The sequence below is a fragment of the Mesorhizobium sp. PL10 genome, assembly GCF_053714315.1.
The window spans coordinates 179,676-200,337 of sequence record NZ_JBSKBR010000004.1; the positions used below are offsets into that span (position 1 = coordinate 179,676).

General features: G+C 63.9%; 22 protein-coding genes. All 22 read right to left on the reverse strand.

Annotated elements, in window-relative coordinates:
* Nucleotides 1–4: 4 nt before the first annotated feature.
* Complete coding sequence (locus tag ACWGTO_RS09220) at nt 5–1,048, reverse strand: flagellar hook-associated family protein (protein ID WP_454574547.1); 1,044 nt, start codon at nt 1,046–1,048, stop codon at nt 5–7.
* Nucleotides 1,049–1,051: 3 nt separating this feature from the next.
* Entirely contained in the window at nt 1,052–2,506 is a 1,455-nt protein-coding gene (flgK, locus tag ACWGTO_RS09225) for a flagellar hook-associated protein FlgK (protein ID WP_454574548.1), read from the reverse strand.
* Between the two features lie 176 nt (nt 2,507–2,682).
* Complete coding sequence (locus ACWGTO_RS09230; RefSeq protein WP_454574549.1) at nt 2,683–3,936, reverse strand: flagellar hook protein FlgE; 1,254 nt, start codon at nt 3,934–3,936, stop codon at nt 2,683–2,685.
* Between the two features lie 79 nt (nt 3,937–4,015).
* Nucleotides 4,016–4,684, reverse strand: coding sequence for a response regulator transcription factor (locus ACWGTO_RS09235; protein WP_454574550.1), 669 nt, complete (start codon nt 4,682–4,684; stop codon nt 4,016–4,018).
* A 222-nt stretch (nt 4,685–4,906) separates the two neighbouring features.
* Nucleotides 4,907–5,494 carry a transglycosylase SLT domain-containing protein gene (locus tag ACWGTO_RS09240; RefSeq protein WP_454574681.1) on the reverse strand — a complete coding sequence of 196 codons (588 nt, stop codon included), beginning with the start codon at nt 5,492–5,494 and terminating at the stop codon, nt 4,907–4,909.
* Entirely contained in the window at nt 5,427–6,824 is a 1,398-nt protein-coding gene (fliK, locus tag ACWGTO_RS09245) for a flagellar hook-length control protein FliK (protein ID WP_454574551.1), read from the reverse strand. The genes ACWGTO_RS09240 and fliK overlap by 68 nt, the downstream gene beginning before the upstream one ends.
* Entirely contained in the window at nt 6,821–8,248 is a 1,428-nt protein-coding gene (locus ACWGTO_RS09250) for a chemotaxis protein MotC (protein WP_454574552.1), read from the reverse strand. The genes fliK and ACWGTO_RS09250 overlap by 4 nt, the downstream gene beginning before the upstream one ends.
* Nucleotides 8,245–9,621: a MotB family protein gene (locus tag ACWGTO_RS09255; RefSeq protein WP_454574553.1), complete on the reverse strand. Its 1,377-nt coding sequence runs from the start codon at nt 9,619–9,621 to the stop codon at nt 8,245–8,247. The genes ACWGTO_RS09250 and ACWGTO_RS09255 overlap by 4 nt, the downstream gene beginning before the upstream one ends.
* 13 nt (nt 9,622–9,634) lie before the next feature.
* Nucleotides 9,635–10,261 (reverse strand): hypothetical protein, encoded by a 627-nt coding sequence (locus ACWGTO_RS09260; protein ID WP_454574554.1) that lies wholly within the window; start codon nt 10,259–10,261, stop codon nt 9,635–9,637.
* A 3-nt stretch (nt 10,262–10,264) separates the two neighbouring features.
* Nucleotides 10,265–11,908, reverse strand: coding sequence for a flagellar basal-body MS-ring/collar protein FliF (gene fliF / locus ACWGTO_RS09265; RefSeq protein WP_454574555.1), 1,644 nt, complete (start codon nt 11,906–11,908; stop codon nt 10,265–10,267).
* Between the two features lie 197 nt (nt 11,909–12,105).
* Nucleotides 12,106–12,990, reverse strand: coding sequence for a flagellin N-terminal helical domain-containing protein (locus ACWGTO_RS09270; RefSeq protein ID WP_454574556.1), 885 nt, complete (start codon nt 12,988–12,990; stop codon nt 12,106–12,108).
* Between the two features lie 282 nt (nt 12,991–13,272).
* Nucleotides 13,273–14,157: a flagellin N-terminal helical domain-containing protein gene (locus ACWGTO_RS09275; protein ID WP_454574557.1), complete on the reverse strand. Its 885-nt coding sequence runs from the start codon at nt 14,155–14,157 to the stop codon at nt 13,273–13,275.
* Between the two features lie 208 nt (nt 14,158–14,365).
* Nucleotides 14,366–15,097 carry a flagellar type III secretion system pore protein FliP gene (gene fliP, locus ACWGTO_RS09280; RefSeq protein WP_023828200.1) on the reverse strand — a complete coding sequence of 244 codons (732 nt, stop codon included), beginning with the start codon at nt 15,095–15,097 and terminating at the stop codon, nt 14,366–14,368.
* Complete coding sequence (locus ACWGTO_RS09285; protein WP_454574558.1) at nt 15,094–15,594, reverse strand: flagellar basal body-associated FliL family protein; 501 nt, start codon at nt 15,592–15,594, stop codon at nt 15,094–15,096. The genes fliP and ACWGTO_RS09285 overlap by 4 nt, the downstream gene beginning before the upstream one ends.
* An 18-nt stretch (nt 15,595–15,612) precedes the next feature.
* Entirely contained in the window at nt 15,613–16,317 is a 705-nt protein-coding gene (gene flgH, locus ACWGTO_RS09290; RefSeq protein ID WP_454574559.1) for a flagellar basal body L-ring protein FlgH, read from the reverse strand.
* Nucleotides 16,314–16,889: a MotE family protein gene (locus ACWGTO_RS09295; protein WP_454574560.1), complete on the reverse strand. Its 576-nt coding sequence runs from the start codon at nt 16,887–16,889 to the stop codon at nt 16,314–16,316. Before ACWGTO_RS09295 ends, flgH begins: the two co-directional genes overlap by 4 nt.
* Nucleotides 16,890–16,892: 3 nt before the next feature.
* Nucleotides 16,893–18,134 (reverse strand): flagellar basal body P-ring protein FlgI, encoded by a 1,242-nt coding sequence (locus ACWGTO_RS09300; RefSeq protein WP_454574561.1) that lies wholly within the window; start codon nt 18,132–18,134, stop codon nt 16,893–16,895.
* Nucleotides 18,131–18,646, reverse strand: a complete 516-nt coding sequence (flgA, locus tag ACWGTO_RS09305; protein ID WP_454574562.1) for a flagellar basal body P-ring formation chaperone FlgA — start codon at nt 18,644–18,646, stop codon at nt 18,131–18,133. The genes ACWGTO_RS09300 and flgA overlap by 4 nt, the downstream gene beginning before the upstream one ends.
* A 6-nt stretch (nt 18,647–18,652) precedes the next feature.
* Nucleotides 18,653–19,441: a flagellar basal-body rod protein FlgG gene (gene flgG, locus ACWGTO_RS09310; protein ID WP_112559336.1), complete on the reverse strand. Its 789-nt coding sequence runs from the start codon at nt 19,439–19,441 to the stop codon at nt 18,653–18,655.
* An 11-nt stretch (nt 19,442–19,452) separates the two neighbouring features.
* Complete coding sequence (locus ACWGTO_RS09315; protein ID WP_142865958.1) at nt 19,453–19,788, reverse strand: flagellar hook-basal body complex protein FliE; 336 nt, start codon at nt 19,786–19,788, stop codon at nt 19,453–19,455.
* A complete protein-coding gene (flgC, locus tag ACWGTO_RS09320) occupies nt 19,788–20,204 on the reverse strand; it encodes a flagellar basal body rod protein FlgC (RefSeq protein WP_454574563.1) in 417 nt (138 codons plus the stop codon). Before flgC ends, ACWGTO_RS09315 begins: the two co-directional genes overlap by 1 nt.
* Nucleotides 20,205–20,206: 2 nt before the next feature.
* On the reverse strand, nt 20,207–20,587 hold the full coding sequence (gene flgB, locus ACWGTO_RS09325) for a flagellar basal body rod protein FlgB (RefSeq protein WP_112559338.1): 381 nt from the start codon (nt 20,585–20,587) through the stop codon (nt 20,207–20,209).
* Between the last annotated feature and the right edge of the window lie 75 nt (nt 20,588–20,662).

A 20,662-nucleotide genomic window follows, 5' to 3' on the forward strand; every position in this document is an offset into this window, starting at 1 on the left:
ATTGTCAGGTCAGGTAGTTCAGCAGGCTCATCTGCTGCAGGCGCGCGGTCAGCGCGAAGGACGTCTCGATATGCTGTGTCAGATCCGCGACGCGGGTGGCTGCCTCGGCCGGATCGACGTGTTCCAGATCGAGGATATGTCGTTCGAACAAGTCGACCTGCGTCTTCATCCGGTCGCTGGCGTCGGACACACGCTTCTCGGCAAGGCCGGTCTCGGCCTGTAGCTGGCCGAGTCCGCCCAGCGCCTCGCCGACCATCGCCTGGGCGCGGCCGACAACGGCGGTCTTCGCCGCCTGGCTGATGTTGCCGGAGAGCAGGCCGGTGACCATGGCGGAAGCCATCGCAAGTTTGCGGGTGCTGTCGTTATTGGCGCTGGCCGATGTCTGGGTGGTTTCGCCGAGCGAAATGCGGCTGACAATCTGCTGGTCGGTGGCGTTCGACCAGTTGGCCTGCCAGCCCGCGCCCATGAACTGCGGCACGACATTGCTGGTGATGAAGCTGTCCATCTGGGCGGCGGTGATGTTGGCGGCGAGCGGGTCGTTCTGCGTGAAGCCGAAATAAGATGAGAAGGAAGCGTCGAATGCCGCCTTGGCGGGTGAGCCGGTGGCGGTGAAATCGTCGATCGGCTTGACGTCGGTATTGGTGCCGGCAAAAAGGTATTCGCCGTTGACGCTGGCGTTGAGGATCGAGGTCATCTGCTGCACGGCGGCCTTGCCGGCTTGCTGTGTGATGGTGCTCGAGGAATTGCCGGCGGCGGTCAGCGCGGTCAGCAAATTCTGCGCCGTGTCGGAAAGCTGCCCAAGCGCATCCTGGGTCGAAGACAGCCGGGCGGTGACCAGCGAATTGGAATCGATGATGACGTTCAACCGGTCGAGATCGCGCGAGAAGGTCACCGCCTGCGAGGTGCGCGCGCCGAGCGCCAGGCCGACATCGGCGACGGTGCCGGTCGTCGATTCCTTGGTGGCTTTGACCAGTTCGGCCTGCATGCGCATCTGCTGGTAGCGCGCGGCGTTGGAAAGGGCGGCTGAAGAGACGGATGTGGCTTTCATGGCTTATCCCACGGCATCGAGCAGGGACGACAGCATGTCGTCGACGGTTTTCATCATGCGCGCCGAGGCCTGATAGGTGTGTTCGAGGTCGAGCAGCAGCGACATCTCCTGATCGACATTGACGCCGGTGTCGTTGGACAGCGCCTCGGCGGTGCGCGAGGCCAGCGCTTCCTTGGCGTCGGCATTGGTCGAGGCCTGCTGGCGCTGGCCTTCGAACCAGCCAATGGCGTTGGCGGCGTAGTCGGAGACGCTGGAGGTGACGGTGATGCCGGCCGAAGCGTCGAAAGGCATCGGCTTGTCGAGCTTGTCGCCATAGCCGATCAGCAACTGCGAATAGGAGGCGTTGGCGCCGGTGTTGGCGATATAGGCGGCGCCATTGGCACCGCCGTCACGCAGCAGAACCGGATTGCCACCGACGCTCGGATCCATCGCGGCGTTGACTTTGATCGAGCCGGCAAGGCCGTCGATCAGCGTACCTGCGGCCGGAATGGCGGGTGCGCCCGACCAGGTGAACAGGCCTGTCCGATCGGGCTGCGCAGGTGCGGTTTCGGCAAAGGCAGTGATCAGGCCACGCGCGACTTCGTCGAGCTGGCTCTGCATGGTCGCAGCGACGCCGTCGCGCAAGGTGATCAGTCCGGCGAGTTTGCCGTCGGCGCTGGTGTTGCCGCCGGTGCCGGCGCGGACCGGCACATTGTCGATATAGATGGTGTTGCCCGGCGTGCCGGCGGTGTAACCCGCCGACGGCGTGAAACTGACCGAGCGCGGAATGGTTTCGAACAGCGTCGTGCCGTCCTTGGTGGTGATGACCATGTCGTTGTCGCCGCGCGTGAAGGTCGATACCGGAACATAGTCCGCAATCTTCTTCAGCAGGGAGTCGCGCTGGTCGAGCGCGTCGGATGCGTCCGTACCCGAGCGGGTTGCGGAGATGACCGCCTTGTTGGCGTCCTGGAACTGGCTGAGCAGCGAGTTGAGATCGTCGACGGCCGTTGATATCTCGCCATCAGCCTGGGTGCGGAAATCCTGGATCGCGTTGGTGCCGTCGTTCAGCGCGCGCACCACCTGCTGTGCCGCGTCGATGACGCTGGAGCCGAGGTTCTGGTTGGATGGCGTGGCGGCGTAAAGCTGCAGCGCGTTCTGCAGATTGCCGATCGCGGTGGAAGCAGAGGAGGAATTGTCGACGCCGTTGACGGCAACGGCGAGGCGGTCAATGCCGCTGTAGAGCGTGCTCTGGCCGCTCCAGGCCGATTGCGCGCTGAGGTTCTGGCGAAACAGCAGGGCATTGGCCGCGCGCTGGATCTCCACCGAGCGGGCGCCCGGCGCGCTGCTGACGACGACCGCCGTGCGGCGGGCGTAGTCGGGATTGCTAGCGTCGGCAATGTTGCGGGAAAGGACGCTGGTCTGCTTCGACGTGGTCTGAAGCGACTGTTGGGCTATGGTCAATGCGGAAGTCAGCGACATGCGGGTCTTTCACGAGGCCAGTGGGAAGAGGATGACGTTTCTGCCCTGTCGTCGATGTCAGCGCTCGGAAACCTCCGATCCCAGACCACACCAGCCGGTTTGCCGGTGTAGCCTTGAATTCGAACTCCGCGCACCGCGCCGCTCTGGTTTGGGTTCATCCCACTAGCGCCCGTCATTTATCTCTTCAGGTTGACAAGGACATCCATGAGGTCGGAACCGGTTTGGAATACTTTCGAATTTGCGGTGTAGCTGCGCTGCGCAGCAATCATGTTGGTTAATTCCTCGGCGATATCGACGTTGGAATTTTCCAACGCGCCGGAGATGATGCTGCCGAGCTTGCCTTCATTGGCAAAGCCGATGCGCACGGTGCCGGAGTCGGTGCTCTGTGCATAGACGTTGCCGGGCAGCGCGGTGAGGTTGTCGGCGCTCTGGACGTCGGCCAGCGGAATCTTGAACAGCGGCTTGGTCGAACCGTCCTGATATTGAGCGTAGATGACGCCATCCTCACCGATCTGGATCTTTTCGATGGTGCTGGGGGCGTTGCCGTTGACCTTGGCCTCGGAGACGGTGAAGCCGGTGCCGAGCTGGGTCAACTTGGACAGATCGAGATCGAGCGACGCACCGCCCGGTACGGGGATCGTAATTGAGTCGACGGCGCCGGTGAGCTTACCGGTGGTGGTGTCGAATGTCAGGTTGGCCGAGGCCAGCGCACCGCCGGTATAGGGGAAGGACGTGCCGGGCGTCGCCTTGGACTGGTCGAACACCGAAACCGACCAGGTGCCGGTGCCGGTGTTGGTAAAGTAGACGTCGAGCAGCTTCTTGTTGCCGAGATTGTCGTAGGTGACCATCGAGGATTTCGACGTGTACTCTGCCGTCGCGCTGTTGGTGGACGGCAGCGGACCGGCGGGCGGGGTGGCGCCCGCGGGCAGATTGGCGTTGAAGTTTCCTGAGGTGCTGGGTGTCGCCGTCATTTCCTGGTCGGAGATCTCGACGGGCACCAGGCCTTCGAAGCCGTTGGCGGTGGCAGCAGGCGTGCCGTTGGCGTAGCTGTAGGCCATCAGCTGGTAGCCGGCGGCGTTGACCAGCCTGCCCTGGGCGTCGGGAACGAAAGCGCCGGCGCGGGTGAGGAAAGGCGTTCCGCTGGGGTCCTGGACGACGAAGAAACCGTTGCCGTTGACCGCAAGGTCGGAAACCGAGGTTGTGTACTGAAGCACGCCCTGGGCGCTGATCGCCGAGCGGATGGTGGTGTTGACGCCGCCGGAATTGTAGGCGCCGCCGACCTGCGGCATGATCAGCGTCGAAAACTCGGCGGAGGATCGCTTGTAGCCGGTGGTGTCGGAATTGGCGATGTTGTCGGCTGTCGCCGACAGGCGATTAGCCTGTGCATTCATGCCGGAAACGCCGGTCCGCATCATTCCGTAAAGGCTCATCGAAACGTCTCCCCAATGCCCATGTCTGTGGTCGCGAGGGTATGATCTCTGTCTTGCGCGAGGCTGGCGCAGACCGCCATCAGAACACCAGCCGGTAGCCGAGGAAGCGCTTGGAATCGATCGGGTCCTTGCCAAGCTTTTCGCGCAGCTTCTTGCGCAATTTGGAGATGTGGCTCTCGACCACGTTCTCCTCGACCTCTTCGTCGAAGATGCCGTAGATGGCGTTGAAGACCTGGGTCTTGGTGACGCGGCGTCCGCGGTTGCTCGCCAGATATTCGAGGATGCGGCGCTCGCGGCGCGGCAGAGGCAGCGGCTGGCCATCGATCTCGGGATCGCGGCCGTCCATGAAGATGCGCATGGCGCCGATCTCGGTGTAGCTGACGTCCTCATGGGCGCGGCGGCGGATGGCGGTGATGCGGGCCAGGATCTCTCTGATGTGGACCGGCTTGCGGATGACGTCGTCGACGCCGCTCTCGAACAGCCGCAGTGTATTCTCGAGCGAGTGCTGTTCGCTGAGCGCGATGACAGGAGCGCCGGTGCGATCCCGGATCTGGCGTGGCGAGATGGCGCCTTCGCGGCAATCGCCGATGAGGAAGGCGCGGACCGACTTCAAATCGGTGTCGGCAGCCGATGTCACCCACTCGCCGAATTCGCCTGGTGCGAAGCCCGCACAGGCGACGCCCTCACGATCGAAAAGTGAATTATACCCCTCAGTTACGAGCTCACGCTCGTCAACGACTACAATCATCGGCCCGCCCTTCCGAATCAGATCATCTGCCCCGTGGCAAAAGGCGTAACCGGTGCCGTGAATCCTGAAAAACCATCATTTCTTGTAACTATTTTCTTGGGAGTTATTTCGTGATCCGCAATAAAGCCGGCCGGTTGGTTGTATCGATGGCTGCGGATGCGGGGTGACGTGCCACGTCACTTTCCTTAGAAGGGCTCGTGGCCCCGCAAATGGCGCATGCAACTATGGGATGCAGAAGGCGCGGGCGTTCGGCGTCCATTTGCCGAAGCCGGTGGCGACCATGTTGGAGATGACGCGGCAGACATAAAACTTCTGCGCGGGATCGTTGTCGGGGCCGGCGTGATAGCGGGCGACGGCCATCGACCAGCTGACATGACGGGCATGCAGACTGGCCAGGAAGCGCGCCGCATAGTCGACATTCTGGCGCGGATCGAGCATATCATCGACGCTGCGGAAATGGGCGGCGTGATAGTGATGATTGATCTGCATGCAGCCGAGGTCGATGAGCGTCTTGCCCTCGCGCCGGGCTGCTTCGAAGGTAGCCAAGGCCTCGCTTCGGCTTCTCGGAAATACCGCCTTTCCCTCTATATTCAATGCATTAGGCTGTAGGCTACCCCTCTTGCCAGTTTCGGCAAGGCCGACTGCATAGAGGATCCCGGCCGGCACGCCATAGCGATCGGCGGCGCGCAGGATCTCGGGCTCGCAAGAGTTGGTGGCGGCGTTGGCGGGGCTGGCCGCGAGGCTAGATAAACATATCGTCGCCAGCGCGCTCGCGAGCAGGCGCACCGGGGCGGCCGAATTCCTGAGCATGGTCATTGCGGTTTCTTCCCGACTGCTGGCCGCCCGAACCCGAATTGTTGCCGCTCGAGTTTCCGGGTTGAAAAGCGGACTGGTCGCGGCCTTGCGGCATTGGCTGGGAGTTGCCTGCATCGCTGCGTGCCGGGGCGCGTGCTGCTATCGAGGGTTGCAGGATGGTGACCTTGTCCACATCGAAGCCGAGCCCGCGCAACGACTTCACGATGGCGTCGCTGTCGGTGGCGAGACGGCGATAGGCCTCATGGGTTTCGGGCTTCAATTCTATCGAAAGTTGTTCTCCGGCGAGCCTGAGACTGGCAGTGACCATACCCAGTTCGGCGGGGTGAAGCTCGATCTTCAGTATATGTGTCGGAACGGCAACAGAACCGGCCGTCTGGGCGGTCGTCGACGGCGTCGAAACCGCTTGCCGCAGGCCGTTGTCCGAGGCGAGTGCGTCGATCAAAGCTGAGGTCGTCTGATTTATCGGGCTTTGCGCTGGTGCCGGGAAACTTTGCTCGGCGACAATGTCGACGCGCCCGGCGGACGGTGCCTGTTTTCCGGATGCGGACGATGCGGTGGACTGCGCGGCTTCGACGCCCTTTGTCGACAAAGCTGACCGCTTTGCGGCGGGCGCGGAACTCTCGCTTGCCGGCTCGCCCGCCTGCAGAGCTGGGGTCGCGCCATCCGGGTTAGGCAGTTTGCTGGCCTCGGGTCCTATTGCGGCCAGCTTTTGCCCCTGATGCTGCCCGGAAACGTCAGCGCCGGCCCTGGCCCGTTCGGGCCGCGGCTCCGTGTCCAGGCTGTTGTCGGGGCCGGATGTCGCGCGGAATTTCTTCAACGACAGAGGCGGCGTCTGCGCAGAAACGGTCTCGCCGTCGCGCGACGGTTGTTCAGTCTGTTCATTCGTAGCGGCGGCGTTCCCGCTCGCCCTGGCCGCCGAGAAACGGCTGATGTCATGCAGCGCTATCAGCAAAGGCAACTGGTCCTGAAGTGGCGATGTGCCTGTGCCTTGTCCGGCCGCCTCGGCGTCGGCGGACCCTTTGTCCTGATCGCCGTCGACAGGGTCTTTTCTGGCTTTCCCGGCAACCGGTTTGGAGGCCGTCTTGCCCGTCTCTGCGTGTGCAGTCTCGCCCCTGGCGGGACCGGCTGCGCCGCGTCGGGTCCAGCGTGGCTCGTGCGGCGCGGCCTCGATTGCTCCCTGGCCTTTCTGCGTCGGCGGATTGTCCTCGCCGCGCACCAATTCACCGAAGCTTTTGTCGTCGCCCTTGGCGTTCGGCGCCGGCTGCTTCGATCCAGCGTGCACGGGCGCAAATCCCGGCAGGGCCTGGCCAAGATTGGTGGTCATTTCGGGGCTGCTCCAAGCATCTGGTCGATCAAATCGAGCTGGCGGCGCGTCTTGGCCATGGCGGCGTCGGTGGGATCGGCGGGTTCGGCGCCGGCTGCAGGTGCCGATGCCGGCACGATAGCGGCCGCATCACCCGGGGTGGCGACTGCAGGCGCTTCCGGCGCCTTTGTCCGAGGCGTGCTCAGTGCCTGCGCGGCTGGTTCGCCTGGCGCTTTCGGCCCGTCGGTTGCGGCCGGTCCGCCCGAAGCTGCAGCAGCTGGCTGTTCCGGCAGTGCGCCTTCGACCGGCGGCAGCTCGGGCTCATCGGGGTTTGTCGTTGCCGCGGTCTTGACCGGCTTCTGTTCGGCCGCCGCAGGCGCGGGCTTGCCGGCAGGCAGCGGCGCCGGCGGCGCGATCACTTCGCCGGCCACGGCCTGCGCGGCATCGAGCAAGTCGCGATCGCTTTGCGAAAGCTGGCTGCGATCGATCTTGTCCAGCTTGGCGCGGACCTCGTCGATGGTGCCAGACGTCACCGTGGACAGGCTGGAATAGAGTTGCGCACGCGGGTCGTCCTGATTGTGGATGCCGTCGCGACCCTGCTCGGCCCTGGCCGACGCAAAAGCGGAGAGATCGGCGAGGCCGTCGATCGCGGCACGGCGGGCAATGCGCAGGTAGATTACTTTCTCGCGCTCGGGATCCATCATTGTGGTGATGTCGGCGAGCTTGTCCTGGCTGATCGCCATATGCAGCGTGATGACGCCGGAGACGAAGGCGTCGGCAAACTGGCTGGCATAGGGCGAATAGAGATAGTCCTCGACATATTGGGTCGAGGCGAGCGCGAAGCGCGCGCCGTCGCCTTGCGCGGCGGCGATGCCGACCGAGCGGCGCAGCGCCGCTTCCTCGACCAGTGTGCCGGGGCTGAGCAGGCGCGCATCGTCGAGCAACGCCAGCGCGGCGACCGGCTCTTCGGTGGCAAGCAATGAGCCTTTGACCAACGCCAGGAAAGCACCGAGATCCGCGGGCAGTGTCATCGGATCGATCGGCTTCAGCGCTTCGATCGCGGCCGCCGGGCGGCCGTTCAGATAATCGACAATACCCTTGGCGATGGCCAGGCTTTGCTGGTCGGTCTTGGCGCGCGACACCGCCGCCTCGACGGTGACGGGATTGCCGCCGCTCATGCCATAGACCAGCAAGGCGCGAAAATTCTTCGGGTCGCTGAAATCGTCCGCGTCCGCCGCGCGCAACCTTGTGTCGGCCATTTCGAGCAGCTTGGCCTGCATCGGCAGCGCGGCATGGTCGCCGGCGGCGATGCGGTCCTGCACCAGCTGCAGCGAGCGCACCAGCTGATAGGGCTGCAGGCCGTCCTCGGCAAAAGCTGCCGGCGAGTGGACAGTGCTCAGCAGCAGCAGGCCGATGGCGCGGCCGATGATGGCGGAGCGCCTCATCCGTCGGTCGCCATCAGGATCTCGATGCGTCGATTGGCGGCGGCCATCGGATCGGCTGCAACCTTCGGCTCGCGGTCGGCGAAGCCGGCGACTTCGGTGATGCGGCGCTCGTCGACGCCGCCGCGCACCAGCATGTAGTAGGCGGAATGGGCGCGCGCCGTGGACAGCCGCCAATTGTCATAGGTGTCGCTGCGGAACGGTCGCGCATCGGTGTGGCCGTTGATGCTGATCGCGCCTTTCTGCTCATTGACGATGCGGCCGATCTTCTCCATTGCCAGCACTAGTTCACGCCGCGGCACCGCAGATCCGATCTCGAACATGCCGAAATCGAACTGGTCGGTAATCGAGATGACGACGCCCTTGTCGGTGGCCTCGACGGAGACGCCGTCGTGCAATTTGTCGCCTGGCTTGAAGGCCTCGGCCAGTTCCTGCTTGACCTGCGCCGCGGCCTTAATGGCGGCGGCGCTCGGCGCCTGTTCCGTTGCTTCGGGCTTGGGTGCGGGTTGTGCTTCGGCGGCTTCGGCCTTTGCAATTTCCGCCTTTTTCGCTTCGGCCTTTGCCTCTTCGACCTTTGCCGCTTCAGCCTTGGCCGCTGCCTTTGCTTCAGCCTTGGTCAGCGGCTTGTCGGATGCGGATTTCGCCAGCGGCTCGACCGGCGCTTCCGTCACGGGCGGAGCGGGCGGCACGGCCTTTACTTCCGCCACTTGCGTCTGTGCCGCCTTGTCGCCGGGCTTGAGCGGATCGCCTTCGATCTTGCTGCGTTCGGCGGTGGCTTCGGCGCCGGGTGCCGCCACCTGCTGCGACCAGAAATCCGGCGCGAAGGGGTCGCGGTAGGATTGGCCGCCCGATGCGCCGGTGGCCGGGCCGGACGCCTGCGCGCCGCCATCGCCCTTTTCGCTGACATTCTGCATGACGCCGGTGTCGGTGGCGATTTCCGACAGCACCGCATAGGGATCGGCAAACAGATGCTCGTCGGAAAGATCGGTCTTCGGCGCTGATTCCTTCGGCTGTTTCTTGTCGGAAGTGCCGGCGCCGCCGATGCCGTCCTGTCCGGCCTTCCTGGTCTTGTCCTTCGGGTCGTCAGCCGTCAGCCCGACCTTGCTCGGGCCATCGCCGAGGTCTTCGAGGCCCTTGCGGCTGGCGTTGCGGTCGACCAGCTTGACCGGGTTGAAATAGCTTGCGACGGCGGCCTTGGTCTGCTCGTTGGCGGCATTGATCAGCCACATGACGAGGAAGAAGCACATCATGGCGGTCATGAAATCGGCAAAGGCGATCTTCCAGACGCCGCCATGATGGGCGTCGTCGTGGTCGTCGTGGTTGCGCCGCACGATGATGATTTCGTGCCTGGGTTCTGCAGCGTCGGCAACGCTCATGACAAGTCCCCGTTCATGAGAGGGCCTCGGACAATGCAGAAGACCATTCGGCAATGCGGGTTTCGAATACCGCCTCGTCAATGGCGACGGTAAGGTCGAAGCCAGGCGCCTCGACGAAATCGAGATTGGCCGCGCGTGGGCCAAGCGAAACCTTCAGCGTCTCGAATAGCGACAGCGGCCCGCGCACGGCGATGCGCACCGCCTCGCTGTCGCCGACGGCTTCGCGGATCGTGCCGGCAAGGGCTTCCAGCGAGCGCTTCTGCAGATCGTTGCTGACGATGCCGCCAATGATGCGGGCAACGGTGGCGCCGACCAGCTCGCAGACCTTCGCCTCCATGGTGTCGATACGGGCAGTGACAGCTGCGCCAAGGTCACCGCCGAAGCCTTCCAGGAAGACCCTCGCTTCATCGGCGCTGGCCTGACGCTCTGCTTCGAGCGCTGCCTGGTGGGCGATGGCAAGGCGGGCTTCAACGGCGGCTTCAGCATCGATGACCGCTTCGGCGATCAGCGCGCCGATGTCGGCCTGTGGCGCCGGCGTCTCCGGCCTTGGCTCGGCCTTGGTCGCGAGCGGTGGCTGGCCGGCGCGCTGGGTGCGTGCGCCGAAATCCGGCAAAAGGTCGAAAAGCGCTGCCGAGGCCATGGTCTACACCGTTGCTTCCTGGGCGGCCCATTTGCGCAGGATCTGCGCGGTGCGCTCCTCGTTGAGATCGACCATGCGGGCAAGCCGTTCCTGCGGCGCGGGCCTGATCTTCTGGCGAAGATCGTCGAGCGGGGTCGGGCCAGGGCGGCTGTTGGGCAAGGCAGCGGGCGGGGGCTCTGCAGCGGCGGTGGTCTCGGGTGTCGGAAGCGAACGCTGGACGTCGTCGAAACTCGGTCCAGCCAGTGCCGGTGTCGGCCGTGCGGTCAGCGCGGTGGCCATTGGCCTCAGCCCGAAGAAGGCGACCAGGAACACCACGACGATGAAGGCGCCGGCATTGATCAGCGTGCCAGTATACGTGCCGATCGATGCCAGTATGCCCGGCTGCTCGATCGGCTCGCCGTCGAGCCCGTCGATGAACTCGACCGCCGAGACATCGATGACGTCGCCGCGCTTGTCGTCGAAGCCGGTGGCCGAAACCACCATCTTCTGGATGTCGGCAACCCGCTTGGCGATCTGCTCGGGCGTGGCGTCCTTGCCGAGGATGGTCATCAACCGCTGCTGGTTGACGACGACGGCGATCGACATTTTGGTGACGGAATAGCCGTTTGAGACGGTGGCGATCTTCTTGGAATTGATCTCGTAATTGGTGATCTCTTCCTTGCGATCGTTCGCCGACGATGTCTGCGGGCCGTCGGTGCTGGTCGCCTGGGTCTCCGGCAGGTTCTGCTCGACGCTGGCCGGTGTCGAGGCCTGCCTCTGGTTGCTGTTTTCGTTGGCGCGCACCGACTGCACCGAACGCTCGACGCGCGACTCCGGATCGAAGATCGTCTCCTCGGTCTGGCGGCTGTCGGTGTTGACATCGGCCTTGACCGACGCGCGGAAATTGTCGGGGCCGAGATAGGGGGTCAGCGCCCGGCGGATGTTGTCGCCGATCTGCGCCTCGACGGTCTGTTCGACGCCGAGCGTGCGGGCGGCACTTGTGTTGGAGGGGTCATCGCCGGCGGCGAGAAGGTTGCCGTTTGAATCGAGCACGGTGACCTTATCGGCCGACAGGCCGGGGACCGCGGCGGAAACGAGATGGCGGATCGACATGGCGCTCTTTTCGGCGTCGATGCCGGAATAGCGGATGACCACCGAGGCCGAGGGCTGCTGTTCGTCGCGGCGGAAGTTGGCGCGTTCCGACATGACGATGTGAACGCGCGCCGCCTTGATGCCTGATATCGACTGGATGGTGCGGGCGATCTCACCTTCCAGCGCGCGCACGCGGGTAATCTGCTGCATGAAGGATGTCAGGCCGAGCGAGCCGACATTGTCGAACAGTTCGTAGCCCGCATTGGCGCTGGTCGGCAGGCCCTTTTCGGCAAGCAGCATGCGCGCCTGTGCGGTGGTGCCGGCCGGCACCAGCACGGAAGTACCGTCGGAGCCGACGTCGAAGCCAATGCCGGCCTCGCCGAGCACCAGGCCGATCTGGTTCACGTCGGAACGATCGAGCCCGACATAGAGCGTCTCATAGGCGGGGCGGTTGAGATAGACCGAGCCGATGCCGATGACGGCCATGACCAGCGCGGCAATGCCGGCCAGCATAGCAAGGCGCCTGACGCCAAATGCCGTGAGATTCGAGATGATGCTCTGGATCTGTTGCGGCACGATTCAAGCGCTCCCAGCATGATATTCCGTGGGAACACTAGACCGCGAAGCTTGTGCGAAGATGATAATGCATGTCGCCCGGAAGTGTGCACGGGTCCAGGGGTCAACGACATGGATCAAAAAAGCAGCCACAAAGCGAAAGGGCCGCGCTGTTGGCGCGGCCCTTCAATTCGAAGGAAGAGAAAGCCGGGGCCGGTCTATTGCTTGAACAGCGCCAGGATCGACTGCGAGTTGCCGTTGGCAATCGAGAGCGACTGGATGCCGAGCTGCTGCTGGACCTGGAGGGCCTGCAAACGGGTCGATTCCTTGTTCATGTCGGCGTCGACCAGAGCGCCGACGCCCTTGTCAATGGAGTCCGACAGGTTCGACAGGAAGCTCTTCTGGGTGTCGATGCGCGACTTGGCGGCGCCGAGATAGGCGGCGCCCGTGGACAGTTTGGCAAGCGCCGTTTCAACGGCGCCGAGTGCGGTGTCGATGGCGGCAGCGGTAACCGCCGTGGTGCTAGGATCGAAGAAGGTCGTAGCAAGCAAACCGCCGGCAATGCCGCCCGTGCCGGCAATGTCCAGCACTTGGGTATCAGCAGCCTTGACGTCGATGGTGTCGATGGCGACCGTCGTGCCGGTGCGGTTGTAAGAGGCAACGATCTTCAAGTCGGAGGTCGCGGCGGCGTCATTCTGCAGCAGGTTCGACCCGGCATAGGAGGCGTTGGTGACCGATGACTTGATCTGGTCCTGAATTGCCTTGATTTCCGTCGCGATCTTTTGCTGGTTGTCCTGGCTCGCACCGCGGGCAGTCACCAGCTTGGCCTTGATCTGGTCGACCTGGTCCTTGATATCGGTGATGGCGGTGTAGGCGGTGTCGACCTTGCCGGCGCCGAGGCCGAGCGCGTCCTGGACGGCCGAAAGCGCCTTGTTGTCGGATTTCATCGTGGTCGCGATCGACCAGTAGGCGGCGTTGTCGGAAGCGGTGGCGACGCGGTAGCCGGTCGAAATGCGCGACTGCGTGGTTTCGAGCTGCTTGTTGGTGTTGTTCAGGCTCTGCAGCGCGGTCAGCGCCGAGGCGTTCGTCATGATGCTTGCCAAGATATTTACCCCTTCTCAAAAACTGGCGCGTCCTGCACACGCCGGGTCAACTTCATCAGGGGGTAGGCATAAGCCCATCGACCGTCTGGTCTGCCCGCCATGGTATGGTTAATCATGACTAGCGAGATATGGTTAATGGCCTGTTAAAACAGGCCAATCCGGGCACCGGCCAACAGCAAAAAATCGACCGCCATTCAAAGAGAAAATCAACAGCCACAAAAGAAATCGGGCCGCGCTGTTGGCGCGGCCCGATGGGATCTTGTTAGTCGTAAAGTCGAGAGATCAGCCGCGGAAGAGCGACAGGATCGACTGCGAGTTGCCGTTAGCGATCGACAGCGCCTGGATGCCGAGCTGCTGCTGGACCTGGAGGGCCTGCAGACGGGTCGATTCCTTGTTCATGTCGGCGTCGACGAGGGCGCCGACGCCCTTGTCGATGGAGTCCGACAGGTTCGACAGGAAGCTCTTCTGGGTGTCGATGCGCGACTTGGCTGCGCCGAGCGAGGCAGCGCCGGTCGACAGCTTGGCAAGCGCCGTTTCAACGGTGCCGAGCGCGGTATCGATAGCCGAGGCGGCAACCGCCGTGGTGCTCGGATCGAAGAAGGCCGTAGCCAGCAGGCCGCCGACGATGCCGCCCGTGCCGGCAATGTCGAGAACCTGCGTGTCGGCAGCCTTGACGTCGATGGTGTCGATGGTCACGGTCGCGCCGGTACGGTTGTAGGAAGCGACGATCTTCAGGTCGGAGGTGGCGGCGGCATCGTTCTGCAGCAGGTTCGAGCCGGCGAAGTTGGCGTTGGTTACCGACGACTTGATCTGCGCCTGGATGGCGGTGATTTCGGTCGCGATCTTCTGCTGGTCTTCCTTCGAGGCGCCGCGAGCGGTGACGAGCTTGGACTTGATCAGGTCGACCTGGTCCTTGATGTCGTTGATGGCGGTGTAGGCGGTGTCGACCTTGCCGGCGCCAAGGCCGAGCGAATCCTGAACCGACGAAAGCGCCTTGTTGTCGGACTTCATCGAGGTCGCGATCGACCAGTAGGCGGCGTTGTCGCTGGCGGTGGCGACGCGATAGCCCGTGGAAATACGGGCCTGAGTCATTTCGAGCTGCTTGTTGGTGCTGTTGAGGCTCTGCAGCGCGGTCAGCGCCGCGGCGTTGGTCATGATACTGGACATGGCTACTCGTACCTTGTTTTTTTACATGGTGTTTTTTGACATACCGGCTTTTCCGGTATGACGGAGCGGCATCATGCCAATGATCGTGAGACCCGATCACCCGCCATCTGCGAGCAATATGCGGGCGAGTCCCTACCAAAGGGCTAAACGGGACGGTTAACCGGAAATATATTGCATGGAATTTTGGCCACGCGCAGGTCGCGGGCGATCAGGTGAAGGATCGCACCAGGCTGCCGACAAGCAGGTTCCAGCCGTCGATGAGGACGAAGAACAGGATCTTGAAGGGCAGCGACACGACGGTCGGCGGCAGCATCATCATGCCCATGGCCATGGTGATGGTGGCGACGATCAGATCGATGACGAGGAACGGCAGCACGATCAGGAAACCGATCTCGAAGCCGCGGCGGATTTCGGAGATCATGAAGGCCGGCACCAGGATACGCAGGTCGACGGTTTCCTTGGCAACCACCTGGCCGCGCTCGCGGGCGAGGTCGGCGAACAGGTCGAAATCCTTGTCGCGGACATTGTGCAGCATGAAGGTGCGGAACGGGTCCGAGATCTTCTCGAACGCCTCGGTCTGGCTGATCTGGTTGTCCATCAGCGGCTTGACGCCGGTGTTCCAGGCCTGGTCGAAGGTCGGCGCCATGACATAGAAGGTCATGAACAGCGACAATGAGATCAGGATCAGATTGGCCGGCGTCGACTGCAGGCCGATGCCGGCGCGCAGGATCGAGAAGGCGATGACGAAGCGGGTGAAGCTCGTCACCATGATCAACAGGCCCGGCGCCACGGACAGCACCGTGAGCAGGCCGAACATCTGGATGATATAGCCGACTGTGGCGCCGTCGGCCTTGCCGATGCCACCGAGGTCGAGCTGCTGGGCAGCGGCGACAGAAGTGGCGGCGACGACGATCGCGGCGGCGAGAAGCAGTTTTCTCATTCGAGCAGCAATGTCCTGATCAGAATCTGTTTGGCATGGCCACCGCTGCGGATCGCGGCGCGCTCCTCGAGGTCGGCTTTCAAATGCTGGTAGCCGCTGGCGCCTTCGATCTGATGCATCTTCAGGGTCCGGACCATGGCCAGCAGGTCCTGGTGAATGCTCTCGGTGAGCTCCGGCGGCTGCGGCGCATCGTAGACCACCGAGGCTTCCAGCCTTATCCAGATATCGGCCGGCGCGGCCAGATTGGTGGTGATCGGCGCCAGCTGCACGAGCGTCGGCCCAGTGCCCGGCGCATGTTCGGTTGCCGTGCTCGGCTGCTCGGCATTGGACTGGTTCTCGGGTGCGGCCGGCACCGGCACCGGTCCGCCGACACCCTTCAGATAACCGCCGGAGATCCAGCCCATGCCGATCGCAGCGCCCGTCACCGCCAAAAGCATGGCGAGCTGGATGACAAGCGACGGACCCTTCTTGGGCTGGACCTGTTCGACATTTGCCACGGCGCCGTTCTCCTGATCCTAGAAGGGGAGGACTTGGTCGAGGATCTGCTGGCCGTAGGCAGGTTGCTGGATCTCTGCAATCCGGCCGCGGCCGCCATAGGAGATGCGCGCCTCGGCGATGCGTTCGTAGGAAATGGTGTTTTCGGCGCCGATATCTGAGGGACGCACCATGCCGGCAATGGTCAGCACCCTGAGCTCGTAGTTGACGCGCACTTCCTGCGAGCCGCGGATCATCAGATTGCCGTTGGGCAGGACTTCGGTGACGACAGCGGCGACGTTGAGCTCGAGGTTTTCCGAGCGCTTGATTTCGCCGTCCGCATTGGTTTCGGTGCTGGAGCTCAAGCCGGCGTCGCCCTTGCCGGTGGTGCTGGCATCCTCCCATCCGAGCTTGACGTCATAGCCGAGCTTGCGCGCGGCGGTGCGGCTGCGGTCGTTCTGGTTCTTGAAGTTGGCCTTGTCGTTGAGCTTGATCCTGACGGTCAGGATATCGCCATCGCGCAGCGCACGCGGATCGGTGAACAATCGGCTCTGGCGATCGTCCCACAGCGAGAATTTCTTCACCGGCGCCCGCGGCTCTTCCGGGTATGAGTAGGGCGCGTCGACGCTGCCGGTGATGCCGGTGCCGACCGGCGACAGCGCCGGCTCCCTGCCGATCTCCTTCGGGTCGACTGCGCAGCCGGACAGTGCTGCGGCGGCGACCAGGGTGAGCAACTGCAACTTCATGACGGATCTACCCTTCGGGCCGCGCTGGCCATGATGCCGGTGAGCGTGGCCGCCGCCGTCTGGTCCATTTCATTGAGAATGACGCCGGCCTTGCGCGAATCGAGTTTCATCAGGATGGCGGCGGCGAGATCAGGGGTGACCATGGCCAGGCGCTCGGCCGCGGCATCCGGTTTCATGCCGGCATAAATCTTGACGACGCCGTCCTCGGCGCGGGCCAGAAAAACTTCGCGCCGCTTCAGCCATTGCTCGTATTCGGCTCGCTTCTCGTCCAGCGCCTTCATACGCTGGTCGATGCCGGCCTGCAGCTGCTTCAGTTCCTCGGCCTGCAGCGCGTAGCGGCGGTCGCGGGCGGCGTCGGCGATGTTGGAGCAGAAGCGCTGGATTTCGCTTTCATCCGGCGCTTTCTCGCGAACCAGCTGCTGGGGTGCAGCGGGCGCCTGTGCGCCGGGCAAAACCTGCCGCACGGCTTCTTCGCCGCGAACCGGAATGACGGAGACGAGCGTGGCGATGGCGCAGGCCATCAGTGCTGCATTGCGGTGGTGCTTGTGGGAAAGACGAGCGATCATCGGCATGGCCTATTGGAGAACCAGATCGGCCTGCAAAGCCCCGGCCGACTTGATGCCTTGCAGGATGGCAATGATGCCGTCCGGCTTGACGCCGAGACGGTTGAGGCCCGACACCAGCGTTTCGAGGTTGGGTCCGTCGAGCACGGCGACACGCGCATCGGGCCGGGTTGCCTCGATGGTGGTGAAGGGTTCCTCAGCCGTCACGCCCTTGGAGAAGGGTTCGGGCTGGACGATCTTCGGCTGTTCGGTGATGCGCACGGTGAGCGTGCCGTGGCTGATCGCCACCCGCGAGATCTTGACCTCATTGCCGATGACGATGGTGCCGGTGCGCTCGTCGATGACGACGCGCGCCGGCGTGTCGGATTCGACGACAAGGTTTTCGATCTCGGCGTAGAAGCGCGCCGCCGAAACATTCTTCGGCCGTCTGATCTGCACGGTGCGCGCATCGCGCTCGGCCGCCACGCGCATGCCGAAGCGCTGCGAGGTGTAGCCGTTGATGGCGTCGGCGATGCGAACGGCGGTCGAGAAATCGGGATTGCGCAGCTGCAAGGTGAGCAGCGACTGGTCCTCGAACTCGGCGCGCACCGTGCGCTCGACAATGGCGCCGTTGGGCACGCGGCCGGCCGTCGGCACGCCTTGCGTCAGCTTTTCCGCGTCGCCCTGGGCGGTGAAGCCGGAAACGATCACCGAACCTTGTCCGACAGCATAGATTTCGCCGTCGGCCGCCTTCAGCGGCGTCATCACCAGCGTGCCGCCGGCAAGCGAGGTGGCGTCGCCCATGGAGGAGACGTCGATGTCGATGCGGGCGCCCGACTGGACATAGGGCGGCATGTTGGCGGTGACGATGACGGCGGCGACGTTCTTGGCCCGCGCGCTGCCGCCTTCGGTGGCGATGCCGAGATTTTCGAGCATGGCGCGGATCGACTGCTCGGTGAAGGGCGAATTGCGCAGGCTGTCGCCCGATCCGGCGAGGCCGATGACAAGGCCATAGCCGACGAGCTGGTTGTCGCGCGAGGCCTGCAGTTGCGCGATGTCCTTGATGCGCGACGCGACCTGGCCGGGCGGCAGCGAGCTTGGGCCGTTGGACACCCTGAACATGCGGCTGGTGGTGGCCGGGTCATATTCGGGATCGACGAAGACGCCGCCATTCTGGCCGGCAAGATCGCGCTTTTGCTTCGGTGTAAGACCATCGGCCAGCGCCGGCTGCAGGCCGAGAATGGCCGCAAGCAGAAGGGTAGGTACGCGCCTCATGAAGCGCTGACCCGGATGGTGCCGTCGGCCATCACCGTGCCGGAAAAGATCTTGCCGCTGTCGGCGTTCCGGACCTTGATCAGATCGCCCGCGGCCCCCGGCTGCAACGACACGGCCGTGGCCGAAATGGTGAGGTCGCCGGCGATGAAATAGACCTGTACGGCGGCACCCTGTTCGACCAGCCAGGCATCGCGGATGGCGGCGACCGGAATGTAGCGGCCGGGCAGCAGCGTGCGCTTGGCGACCTTGCCCTGGAGTTCCTCGGCCTGCGTGGCGACCGCGTCCGGCTTGTGCTTGCCGGGGAGCAGCGTCACCGGTTTCAAGGCGCCGGTGTCGATCATCTCGCCGGGGTAAATAACCCGATTGGGGATCAAAACGACTTCGCTGGCCGCCTGGTTGCTGGCGACCTGCGTGGTGGTTTGCTCCTGCGCAAAAGCCGGCACGCCGCCGGCCACCAGCGCGAGGATCAGCGCGGTGCGGCAAAGCGCGGAGCGGGAGGCCGGAGAGACCATCAAACCTTACCTGATGTTCTTGGACACGACCGAGGCCATGTCGTCGGCGGCCTGGATGACCTTGGAGTTCATCTCATAGGCGCGCTGCGCCGAGATCAACTCGGTGATTTCCTTGACCGGATCGACGTTGGACGCCTCGAGATAACCTTGCTCGACCGTGGCAAAGCCGGGATCGCCGGGCACGCCGACATTGGCCGGTCCGGAGGCCGGCGTTTCCTGGAACAAATTGTCGCCGAGCGGCGCCAGGCCGGCTTCGTTGGCGAAGTTGGCGAGCTGCAGCTGGCCGAGCAGCTGGAGATCGGTCTGGCCGTCGATGCGGGCAAAGACCTGGCCGGTCTTGTTGACGACGACTTCGATGGCATCGACCGGCACGGTGATGGCCGGGATGACATTGGCGCCGTCGACGGTCACCAGCTGGCCGGTGGCGTTGGTGTTGAAGGCGCCGGCGCGGCTGTAGAGCGTGCCGCCGTCGGCGCCCTCGATCTGGAACCAGCCGCGACCGGTCAGCGCCATGTCGAAACTGTTGCCAGTTGAGGTCAGTTCGCCCTGCGTGTGGACGTTGCGCACCGCGGTCGTCTTGACGCCGAGGCCGATCGAGACGCCTTCCGGCACCAGCGAGGAATTGGACCGGTTGGGCACGCCTTGCGTGCGGTCGACCTGGTAGAGCAGGTCGGAGAATTCGGCGCGCGCGCGCTTGTAGCCGGTGGTGTTGATGTTGGCGATGTTGTTGGCGATGACTTCCAGATTGGTCTGCTGGGCGTTCATGCCGGTCGCGGCAATGGCGAGTGCTTTCACGGCAAGTCTCCTCAGATGCCCATACGGCTGATTTCGAGATAGGCGGAGACGACCTTGTCGCGGATGGCGATCGTGGTCTGCAGGGCCTGTTGGGCGCTCATGACCGCGTCGACGACCTGGCGGGTATCGGCGTCGCCCTTGAGCGCCTGGATCGAAACCTGTTCGGCGTTCTGCAAGGTATTGACGGTCTTTGAAGCAGCCTGGCTCAGCGCCTCGGCGAAGGTGCCGGCGATTTCGCCGCCGGCCATTGGCGCCGTGGTGCCCTGAAACAGGTCGGTCGCGGCGTCGGCGCCGCCGATCTCCGGCTTGAGTGGAAGCGATCCGATACCGCCAATGCCGCTGATCATTACTGGTTCCTCATCAGGTCGATGGTCATGGAGATCAGATCACGCGCCTGCTTGATGACCTGAAGGTTGGCTTCGTAGGAGCGGTTGGCTTCGCTCATGTCGGCCATCTCGACCAGCACGTTGACGTTGGGCATCTTGACGTAGCCCTTGTCGTCGGCGGCCTCGTTGCCGGGCTGGAACTCGACGGGAAAGTCGCTGGGGTCGCGGTCGATGGAGTTGACCTCCACCATGGTGCCGCCCGAGGCACGGTCGAGCTCGGAAACGAAACTGATGGTCTTGCGGCGATAGGGTTCGGCGCCCGGCGTGTTGCCGGTCGACTGCGAGTTGGCGAGGTTTTCCGAGACGACGCGCAAGCGGTCCGACTGGGCGCCGAGGCCGGATGCGGCGATCTTGAGGGCTGCGGTGAGCGCGTCCATGGTCAGGTCTTGACCGCCATCATCATCATCGAATGGAAGGCCTTGACGATCGCCGTGTTGAGCTCGAAGGAGCGGCGGACTTCGCCGGCCTTCATCAGCTCGTTCTCGACCACCACGGTGTTCTTCGACGGCATGATGGCGCCGGTCGTTTCTTCGGGCTTGACCGTGAAGCCGGCATTGGTGGCGGCGGTGCCAAGATGCCCGGCCTGGGTCGCGGTCAACGACACTGCGGTGCGGTCGAGTACCTTCTCGAACGGCTCGACATCGCCGGCGGTGTAGCCCGGCGTGTTGACGTTGGCGATGTTGCCGGCAATGGCGGACTGACGCACGGACAGCCATTGCGACTGCTTGGCTGCAAGATCGAAAAGGTTGACGGGCTCCATGGGGATCTCCAGGCTGGTACGAACCAGACTAGGCCGCCAGTCTTGCGTGGACCTTACGCGGAGCCGGGGGTAAGC